General features: G+C 65.6%; 5 protein-coding genes, 1 tRNA gene and 1 pseudogene. 3 read left to right on the top strand and 4 right to left on the bottom strand.

Features of this window, described 5'->3' with window-relative positions; all coding sequences use genetic code 11:
• Positions 1–71: 71 nt before the first annotated feature.
• From J7I89_RS00270 to J7I89_RS00260, 4 genes and pseudogenes are all read right to left on the bottom strand, one after another.
• A complete protein-coding gene (locus tag J7I89_RS00270; RefSeq protein ID WP_251044715.1) occupies positions 72–4,226 on the bottom strand; it encodes an ExeM/NucH family extracellular endonuclease in 4,155 nt (1,384 codons plus the stop codon).
• Positions 4,227–4,315: 89 nt separating this feature from the next.
• A pseudogene (locus J7I89_RS00265) lies at positions 4,316–5,102 on the bottom strand (VOC family protein).
• Positions 5,103–5,207: 105 nt separating this feature from the next.
• Positions 5,208–5,339, bottom strand: coding sequence for a hypothetical protein (locus J7I89_RS25530; RefSeq protein WP_285290156.1), 132 nt, complete (start codon positions 5,337–5,339; stop codon positions 5,208–5,210).
• Positions 5,340–5,600: 261 nt separating this feature from the next.
• Positions 5,601–5,688, bottom strand: a tRNA-Ser gene (locus J7I89_RS00260).
• A gap of 113 nt (positions 5,689–5,801) precedes the next feature.
• Between J7I89_RS00260 and J7I89_RS00255 the strand changes: the two genes are divergently transcribed.
• The 3 genes from J7I89_RS00255 to J7I89_RS00245 all read left to right on the top strand — a co-directional run bounded on the left by J7I89_RS00255 (position 5,802) and on the right by J7I89_RS00245 (position 10,093).
• Positions 5,802–6,785 carry an NAD(P)H-quinone oxidoreductase gene (locus tag J7I89_RS00255; protein WP_214966403.1) on the top strand — a complete coding sequence of 328 codons (984 nt, stop codon included), beginning with the start codon at positions 5,802–5,804 and terminating at the stop codon, positions 6,783–6,785.
• Between the two features lie 149 nt (positions 6,786–6,934).
• The gene (locus J7I89_RS00250) at positions 6,935–7,549 is read left to right on the top strand and encodes a PadR family transcriptional regulator (RefSeq protein WP_214966402.1); all 615 of its coding nucleotides are present in this window, start codon (positions 6,935–6,937) and stop codon (positions 7,547–7,549) included.
• A gap of 243 nt (positions 7,550–7,792) precedes the next feature.
• Complete coding sequence (locus tag J7I89_RS00245; RefSeq protein WP_214966401.1) at positions 7,793–10,093, top strand: carbon starvation CstA family protein; 2,301 nt, start codon at positions 7,793–7,795, stop codon at positions 10,091–10,093.
• Positions 10,094–10,098 lie beyond the last annotated feature (5 nt).

Raw genomic sequence — 10,098 nt, 5'->3', positions numbered from 1 at the left:
CCCTCTCGCAGTTCCTGCCGCAGCCGCAGGAGCGGAAAAAGGAATGCTCCCCGCTGCAACGGGGAGCATTCCTATTTGGGGCCGGAGGCGACCTGAACGGCGGCCTTGACCACGGTCCCCGACTCGGCCGCGGTGAGCGTCAGCGTGCCCGCCCCGGCGGCGGCCTTGGCCGGCACCGCGAGGTTCACGTTGGCAGCCCCGGAGGCCACGGGAACCGTGCCCAGCGGGGTGGACGTGCCCGCAGCGTCCGTGAACACGGCAGTCAGTGACTTGTTGGCCGGGCTGCCCAGCGAGGTCAGGTCCAGCTTGGCGACTTCGAGCGTCATGGCGTCGCCGCCCTTGACCGCCGCCGGCGTCGTGTTGACCACGGACACGGTGCGGCGGGCAAAGTCGGGGGACACCGGATTGTGGTCCTTGAGGTATTTGATCCAGGCGTCGCGGTCCACGAGGCCTGAGTCATCGGTGCCGGTGCCGTCCTTGAAGATCCGGAAGTTGTCGCCGCCGGTGGCCAGGAAGCTGAAGGTGCCGATCCGGTAGGACTTGGCGGGATCAACCGGTTCCCCGTTCACGCGGATCGAGGTGATGCGGTCTCCCGCGGCGCGGGCGGCGTCGTAGGTGTAGTTGACGTTCCTGGACAGGCCCAGCTGCTGGTAGGCGCGGCTGGGGACGCTGCCGTCGGTGTTGGTCTGCCACTGCTGTTCAAGGAGCGTCTTGAACTGTGCCCCGCTGAGGGATGTGGTCCACAGGTTGTTCACGAATGGCAGGACGGAATTGGCCTCGGCGTACGTGATGGTCCCGTCGGGTGCGAAGTACAGCTCGTTGCGCAGGCCGCCGGGATTGACGAGGCCGATTTCGGCCCCGCCCAGTTCCGGCGCCTTGAGCGCATCTACGAGGGAGTCCGCCACGAGGTTGCCCAGGGTGGACTCGCTGGCGCGGTCGTCCCGCTTCGCCGCAGTGGTGTCCGTGGCGGGGGTGAAGGCAGTGGTGATATCGGCGGTCACCTTGCCCACCGGTTGGTTTCCGATCTCCGCGGCCTCGGCGAGAGCCTTCCTGACGATCGCGTCGACGGCGGCAACCCTCGGGTAGGCGGCCACAAGATCCGCGGCGGCGTCCGTGGTGCGCGTGACGTTTCCTGCCGTGTAACCGGTGACAGCCTTCGTCCTGGTGTCCACGGTCAGCTGGATCTGGCCGATGTTCTCGCCGTAGTTGCCGGTCTGCACAATGGGCCGGGTCTTGCCCGGCACCCCGGGAACCGGCGCGTCCCAGGCATACTCCTTGTGCGTATGGCCGTTGAAGATCGCGTCGACGTCGGCGGACGTCTTGGTGACCAGTTTGGCGAAGGGGCCGCCGGCTGCGACCTCCTGCTCCAACGTGGCGCCGTCCGGTGTTCCGGACCCGGCGCCGTCGTGGTTTTCCACGACGATCACGTCGGCCAGGTGCTCCGCCTTGATCCTGGCCGCGACGCGGTTGATGGCGTCGACGGGATCGCCGAACTCAAGTTCAGTGATCCCGGCAGGAGTGACCAGGGACGGCACTTCCTGGGTCACGGTGCCGATGACGGCCACCTTGATGCCGCTCATCTCGAGGACGGTGAACTCCGGGAGCACGGGCTCCGAGGTGCCCTTCCTGTAGACGTTGGCGCCCAGGTAGGGGAACTTGGCGTTGCTGCCGCCCGCGGCGATGCGGTCGCGCAAGTCGGTCCAGCCGCCGTCGAACTCGTGGTTGCCCACCGCTGAGGCCTTCACCTCCAGCGTGTTCAGGACGTCGATGGTGGGCTGGTCCCTGGCGACGGAGGACGCGAACAGCGAGGCCCCGATGTTGTCTCCCGCGGACAGGAAGGCGGTGGCCCCCGGCGCCGCGGCACGCAACTTCTCGATGGTCCCGGCAAACAGCACAGTGTTGGTGTCGATGCGGCCGTGGAAATCGTTGATGCCCAGGAAGTTCAGGTCCACGGTGGCCGGTGTGACAGGTGCGGCCAGCAGGTCCAGGCCCACCACCACCGGATCGTGGTCGCTGGCCCGGTACTGGTCCGGCGCATAGTAGTTGGTCACATTGTTGTTATACCTGCTGTATTCGAGCGCCACGGACTCCACGGAGTTGATGTTCCAGATGTCCGCGCCCGTCACCACTGCGTTGGCGGCCGGCGAAGCCAGGATGTGGTCCAAGGAGCCCACCAGCCCGCCGAAGAGATACGAGTGCTGGGCGCTGCCGTCGGCGTTCATGGCTTTCTCGCCCTGGTTCACGTACCCGGCCGCGGCGAGGACGTTCATGGGATCTTCTTTGGCGTAGGCATTGAAGTCGCCCATCAGGAAGACTTTGTCCGTGCCCTTGGACGTTTTCAGTCCGTCGGCGAAGGCCAGCAGGGACTTGGCCTGCGCCGTGCGGGCCAGGTTGGAGGCGCCCTGGCCCTTGTCGGTGTCATCAGGAGTCGCTGCCGAACCCTTGGACTTGAAGTGGTTGGCGATCGCGATGAACTTCTTGTCATCTGCGGCGCCCGCCGGCTTGAAGACCTGGGCCAGCGGCTTGCGGGCGGTGGCAAAGGCCGTGGTGTCGTTATGGATAACGGATTCGCCGACCGGCACCGCTGCGGCCATCTTGAAGATGAAGGCGGTGCGGATCACGTCCTCGTCGGCCAGCGGGGGAGCGTTGGCGGGGGTGCGGACGTAGTCCCGGATACCGGGCGTGGCGATGTTCAGCGCCTCCACGAGCCTGGCGACGGCGTCGTCGCGGTTCTTGCCGAACTGGGCCGAGTTTTCAACCTCCATGAGGGAGACGACGTCGGCGCCGGATTTGGTGATGGCGGCGACGATCTTGTCCTGCTGGCGCTGGAAGTTCGCGGCGTTCGCCGCCCCGCGGACATTGCATCCGTCCTTGACGGTGATGGGGTTTCCGTCGCGGTCCGTGTAGAAGGTGCAGCCGGGGATCTGGTCCCCGGTGGTGGGAAAGTAGTTCAGCACATTGAACGAGGCAAGCTTCAGGTTGCCTCCCACGGCCGCCGGGGCATCCGTGCGGGTGGGGCCGAAGCTTGCGGGCTGGACGGTGTCCGCATTGGCTGGCCTCAGGTGGGTCAGGGGCTGGAACTTCCAGGCGTTGTTGGCGTAGCTGAGCACCACGTTGGTCTTGAAGGTCGCCGGGGAACCCACGCGGACGTGATCCGAGGCGGTCAGGTAGGGCAGCGGCTGGGCCTTGGACGCGGCGTCCTTGAGGAAGTTGGTGGTGGCGCCGTCGTCGAGCTTGATGCCGCGGGCGGCATTGTCAGCAACCGTGGCCGCGTATTCGGCGGAGCCGTAGGCGGCGACGGCGGTGGGCTGTTCCAGCGGCGCAGTTCCGCCGGCCAGGCCGATCTCGCCGTACTGGTTGAGCGCATAATTGTCGGTGACCGTCACGGGCCCCTGCGGTGCCAGCAGCATCGCCTCGAGAGATTCGCGGAAGGCGTCGTCGGCCGGAAGGGCAAAGCCGGTGGCCTTGACCTCCGGCGCGGCCTCGGTGAGCTTTTTCAGGTCCGCGGCGGCTGCAACGGTCACCTGGGTCATGTTGAAGAATTCCGAGACGGTGCCCGTGACTTCGACGTAGTCGCCGATTTGAACCGACCTGACCGTGGACGGCGAGTAGACGAAGACAGCGTCCAACGCCGTGTGGTTGGCCGGCGTCAGGTCCCCGCCGGTTCCGGCGGTCTGGAGGTAGAAGCCGGCAAAGCCGCCGGTCGGGAACGTTGCCGTGACCTTGCCGCGCGTGGTGACGGACGATCCGGCCAGCGGGCTCGCCGCGCCGGTGCCCTGGATCTCGGCGATGGTCCGGACGGCCGGCGGCGTGACCGGTCCCGGATCCACCGGACCGGGGTTTCCGGTGCCGTTGGCGGCCTTCGGCGTGATGGCGGCGCCGAGCATGAGGTCCGCGAAATTGTTGTTGCTGTCCGCGCCGTTGCTGCGGTTGAGGCTCTTCACGTCCCCGATGCCCGCCGGTGCGGCGGCAGCCTGCGTTTCGAATGTGTTGGAGGAGCCGTAGCCGAGGAGGTCGGCCACATTTTCCGGCTCGACGACCGAGCCGGTGGCAAGCGGGTTGAGCGCCGTGGCTTGTTTGGCGAGGACGACTGTTCCGCCCCCTACGGCAGGGTTGAAGCCAGCGGCCACGACGTCGGCGGCGGGGAGATCCAGCCCGGTAGTTCCGTTGCTGCCGCCCTGTGGCGGAACGCTCCCCAGCGGAACGCCCGCCTCCGGCCAGCACAAAGACTACTGGCCGGTAGCTTGCAGGGAAGCGACCGGCCGGTATTTGTTCGGTGAATTTACTTAGTGTCGGAAGGGCTCAAGCGCCGGTCTCAGGCGCCCTGGCCGGTGTCCTGAACGATCTTGAACATGGCGCCGGTGGGGTCAGCCAGGGTGGCCAGCCGTCCGAAGGGCGTATCGTCCGGCCCGTCGACGAGGGTTGCGCCCATGCCAACTGCCTGCTCGATGGATGCGTCGGCGTTTTCCACGGCGAAGTAGATCTGCCAGTTGGACGGGACGTCCGCGGGGAGATAGCCCGACGCGTCCATGATGCCGGCCTTCGCCTCGCGGCCGGCGCCCAGGGTGGTGTAGCGGAACTCGGGCGTGTCGCTCATGACGTCGGTGTCCCACCCGAAGACGTCCTCATAGAACTTCACGGCAGTTGCATAGTCCTTGGTGTGAAGCTCGTGCCAGGCGGGAGCGCCGGGTTCGGCGACAAGCTCGTAGCCGCGCATTTCACGGGGCTGCCAGACGCCGATCGCGGCCCCCGAAGCATCCCCGAAGAATGCCATGTGGCCCTGTTCGGGAACATCCATGGGCTCCATGTAGACCTGGCCGCCGTTGGCCCTGACCGCGACGGCACTGGCGGCAGCGTCATCAGTGCGCAGGTAGGTGGACCACATGTCCGGCATGCCGGCCTGGTCTTCCTGCTTCTGCATGATGCCCCGCAACGGACTTACCGTTCTTGGCAGCCGTGATGTAGCCGCCGTATTTTTCCTGGTCCCCGGTCTGGAATTCCCAGCCGAAGAGTTCGCCATAGAAGCGCTTGGCTTGGTCGGGATCCGAGGTCATGAGGTCAATCCAGCAGGGTGCGCCGGGCGTGATGTCGGGTGTAGGCATGATCAGCTCCTGGTGTGGTGTGCAGAAAGTCTCCGCACTTCATGGCGGTCATGGAGACAGGATCGAGACTATGCCGGGGGTGTGACAGTTTCAATGGTGAGGGCGTCAGCGCTGGTCCGAATACGACGTTGCGGGTTCCTGGTCGTCGTCCGCTTCGACCCATTCGATGAAGTCTTTCAGGGACATGCACCAGTAGTAGTCCGAGTACCTCAGGCTCTGTTTGTCAGACTTACTCATGACGGCGAACCTCCCCCTAAATCGCTGTGATGCTGAAGCCCTTTCCCGCTTTCGGAGGAAGGAGCGATGCTGATTCCAGTGAACGCCCTCAGCAGGGGTCTGCGCATGCGTGGTGCGTACTCGATTTCTGCGGAGGCGGTACTCGGTTTACCTGCTTTTGGAGTCGCGGCCCGCAGCTGTACTTGCCCACGCAGAAGGGCCGGTCGGACCAACCTTTCGATTGGCCCGACCGGCCCTACTTTGTGCTCTGACTGCACTGCGCGGAAGGTAAGAGATTCGAACTCTTGGTACGGGGTTACCGCACACTGGTTTTCAAGACCAGCTCCTTCGGCCGCTCGGACAACCTTCCCTAACTAGTAGTGTTTCATAGGCAGTTGGCTGCAACAAAAACCGGAGTGTGGCGGTTGCTGCCGGTGCACACTATTTTTGGGCAGTAATCAGCTAGGAAATCGGGAGTTCTCCATGAAAGCCGTCTACATCTCGGAGCCGGGCGGGCCCGAAAAGCTGGAAATCCGTGACGTGCCCGCCCCCGTTCCGGGCGAGGGCGAGGTGCTGATCGACGTCGTGGCAGCGGGACTGAACCGCGCCGACGTGCATCAGCGCAAGGGCTTCTACCCGCCGCCTCCCGGCGCCTCGGAAATTCCGGGCCTGGAAGTCTCCGGACGCATCGCCGGATTCGGTCCGGGAGTCACCAAGCCGTTCTCCATCGGAGACAAGGTGGTGGCTCTGCTGGCGGGCGGCGGCTATGCGCAGCAGGTCGCGGTCCGCTCGGAGCAGGTAGTGCGGATTCCCGACGGCGTTGACCTGGTTACCGCGGCGGCCCTCCCGGAGGTGGCCGCGACCGTGTACTCGAACCTCATCATGACCGCACAGCTGCAGGCCGGCGAGACCGTCCTGATCCACGGCGCCACCGGCGGAATCGGCACCATGGCCATCCAGTTCGCGAGGGCAATCGGTGCAACCGTGGCCACCACGGCCGGTACCGAGGAGAAAGTCAGCACCGCCAAAGCCTTCCTCGGGGCCGACATCGCCATCAACTATGCCGAGGAGGATTTCGCCGAGAGCCTCCGGGCCCAGAACGGCGGCAAGGGCGCGGACGTGATCCTGGATGTCGTGGGAGCCAAGTACCTGCAGCAGAACATCGATGCCCTTGCAGACTACGGCCGCCTCATCGTCATCGGGCTGCAGGGCGGAGCCAAGGGCGAGCTGGACCTGGGGCAGTTGCTGCGGAAACGCGCTGCCGTCGTCGCCACAGCGCTCAGGCCCAGGCCGGTCGAGGAGAAGGGCGTGATCATGACGGCTGTCCGGGACTCCGTCTGGCCCCTTATCACCGAAGGGCGGATCCACCCGCTCGTGGCGAAGACGTTTCCGCTGGACCAGGTCAGGGCGGCCCATGAGTACTTCGACTCCGGCGAGCACGTGGGCAAGATCCTGCTGGTCATGTAGCAGGCGCACGCCGGTTTCCCGGCAAGAACCACAGTTTTGCATACCCGGTATTGCCATGTCCGGACGATGCGGCTAGGCTCGGCATATACGCGGTATGCACTGGTCTTGAGGGCTTGTGCATACCGCGGCCTTCCTAACCAAGGAGCAACATGTCCATCCGCCACAGCCTCCTCGCCCTGCTGCAGGACCAGCCGCGTTACGGCTACCAGCTCAGGGTCGAATTCGAGGACCGCACCGGGTCCACCTGGCCGCTCAACATCGGGCAGGTCTACACCACACTGGACCGCCTCGAGCGCGACGGCCGGGTCAGTAACGACGGCGGCGACGGCGAAGGCCACGTGGTCTACAGCATTACGGCCGCCGGCAAGGCCGAGGTCCAGGGCTGGTTCGCCTCGCCGGTGGAGCGGAGCAACCCGCCGCGGAACGAGCTCGCCATCAAACTGGCGCTCGCCGTCACGCTGCCCGGCGTGGACGTGGCCTCCATCATCCAGGCGCAACGCGTTGCCTCCATGCGGGCCCTGCAGGACTACACGAAGTCCCGGCGTGACACGGCCGCCAGCCAGCGCCCGGGCGACACGGCCTGGCTGCTGGTGCTGGATTCGCTGATATTCCAGACCGAGGCGGAGGTCCGCTGGCTGGATCTCTGCGAAGCCCGCATGGTCCAGCTCTCGCAGACGGCCGGCACGAACAGCGCAGTACGCAAGGCATCCAACGGGGTCACTGTGGAAGAGGCCGCCCCGCTCAACGCGGAGACACGGCGGTGAGCGTCCAGGGGCCGCGGCAGGTCCTGGAGCTCGCCAAGGTGAGCCGGACCTTCGGCCGGGGCGCGGCTTTCCGGCCTGGCACCGTGACATGGAGCGGCCGCAACACCTCCCGTTCACCGCTTCGGCTGCACCGCTCGGCGCTTCGTCCGGCGGCGTCTTGCAATTGTGCGTTTCGATTGTTGGCACCCGTTGGTAGGGTGCGCTTCAGGGGGTTGTCACATTTTTTAATCTCAAGGAGGAGACATGAGCAGCATGCCTGGCGGCAGGGCTCGGACGACGGACGAGGATCTGGAACTGACGCCGGATCCATCGCTGCCGCCGACCGCCGTGGACGAAGCCGTCCGCGAAGCCGAAGAGAGTACGTGGACGCCCGCGAAGATTGCGATCTGGGCGGCGATTGCGCTGGTGGGCGGCGTGGCATGGTTCATGCTCGCGATCATCCGGGGTGAAACGGTCAACGCAATCTGGTTCGTGTTTGCCTCGGTCTGCACGTACCTCATCGGCTACCGCTTCTACTCCAAGGTGATCGAACGCTACATCACCAGGCCCAACGACCGCCGCGCCACTCCGGCCGAATATAAGGCAGATGGCAAGGACTACGTCCGCACGGACCGCAACGTCCTGTTCGGCCATCACTTTGCCGCCATCGCAGGCGCCGGGCCGCTGGTGGGCCCTGTCATCGCGGCCCAGATGGGCTACCTGCCCGGCACTATCTGGATCATCATCGGCGTCGTGCTGGCAGGTGCCGTGCAGGACTACCTGGTCCTGTTCTTCTCCATGCGCCGGGGCGGCCGCTCGCTGGGCCAGATGGCCCGTGAGGAACTCGGCGTGATCGGCGGCACCGCCGCCCTCATCGCCACGCTGCTCATCATGGTGATCATCGTCGCCATCCTCGCGCTCGTCGTCGTAAACGCCCTCGGTGAAAGCCCGTGGGGCGTCTTCTCCGTGGGGATGACCATTCCGATCGCCCTCTTCATGGGCGTGTACCTGCGCTTCATCCGGCCCGGGAAGGTCTTGGAAGTTTCCCTGATCGGCTTCGTCCTGCTCATGGCCGCCATCATCGGCGGCGGCCTTGTCGCGGACACCGAGTGGGGTGCGGCCTTCTTCCACCTGGACAAGGTCACCATCGCCTGGGGCCTCATCTTCTACGGTTTCATCGCCGCGATCCTGCCCGTCTGGCTCCTCCTTGCTCCGCGCGACTACCTCTCCACGTTCATGAAGATCGGCGTGATCGTCATGCTGGCGCTGGCCATCATTGTGGTCCGCCCGGAAATCACCGTTCCGGCCTTCAGCGAGTTTGCGAGCCGGGAGAACGGGCCGGTGTTCCCCGGGGCCCTGTTCCCGTTCCTGTTCGTCACGATTGCCTGCGGCGCGCTGTCTGGCTTCCACGCCCTGATCTCCTCCGGCACCACACCGAAGCTGATCGAAAAGGAACGCCAGACCCGCCTCATCGGCTACGGCGGCATGCTGATGGAGTCCTTCGTGGCCATCATGGCCCTCGTCGCTGCCATCTCGATCGACCGCGGTCTGTACTTCGCCATGAACTCCCCGGCCGCCCTGACCGGCGGCACGGTGGAAACTGCTGCTACTTGGGTCAACAGCCTGGGTCTTGCCGGTGTGAACCTCACCCCGGACCTCCTGTCGCAGACGGCGGCCAACGTCGGCGAAGAGAGCATTGTCTCCCGGACCGGCGGTGCGCCCACGCTTGCCGTCGGACTTGCCCATATCATGCAGCAGTTCATCGGCGGCACGGCCATGATGGCGTTCTGGTACCACTTCGCCATCATGTTCGAGGCGCTGTTCATCCTGACCGCCGTGGACGCCGGCACCCGCGTGGCCCGCTTCATGCTGCAGGACTCGATCGGCAACTTCGTGCCCAAGTTCAAGGAACACTCCTGGCGGCCGGGGGCCTGGCTCTGCACGGCTGTCATGGTCTGTGCCTGGGGCGCGGTGCTGCTGATGGGCGTCACCGACCCGCTGGGCGGCATCAACACGCTGTTCCCGCTGTTCGGCATCGCCAACCAGCTGCTCGCCGCCATCGCCCTGTCCGTCTGCCTGGCCATCGCAGCCAGGCGGGCCTCATTCAAGTACCTCTGGATTGTGGCCCTGCCGCTGGCGTTCGCGGCCGTTGTGACCATCACCGCGAGCTTCCAGAAGATCTTCTCGCCCGTCCCGGCCGTGGGCTACTTCGCCAACAACGCAGCCTTCTCCAAGGCCCTGGCGGACGGCAAGACGGAGTTCGGAACCGCCAAGACCGTGGCTGCTATGGAGGCCGTGGTCCGCAACACCATGATCCAGGGCTGGCTGTCGGTGATTTTCGTGGTCCTGAGCATCATCGTCATCATCACGGCGCTGATCGCCACGTCGAAGGCGTTCCGCCATGAACGTGCCGGCGTTGCCCACAAGGACCACGAGGACCCGGCCGTGCCGTCCCGGGGCTACGCGCCGGCTGGGTTCATTCCCACGGCGGCGGAGCGGGAACTGATGGCCGAATGGAACAAACTCCCTGCGGAGCTGCGGCTCGAAAAGCCCGCGCACCACTGATGCGG

This window comes from Arthrobacter sp. ISL-5 (assembly GCF_018613835.1).
Lineage (GTDB): Bacteria > Actinomycetota > Actinomycetes > Actinomycetales > Micrococcaceae > Arthrobacter.
Note: the sequence above shows the minus strand (reverse complement) of the source record. Positions and strands in the feature narration are given on the sequence as shown.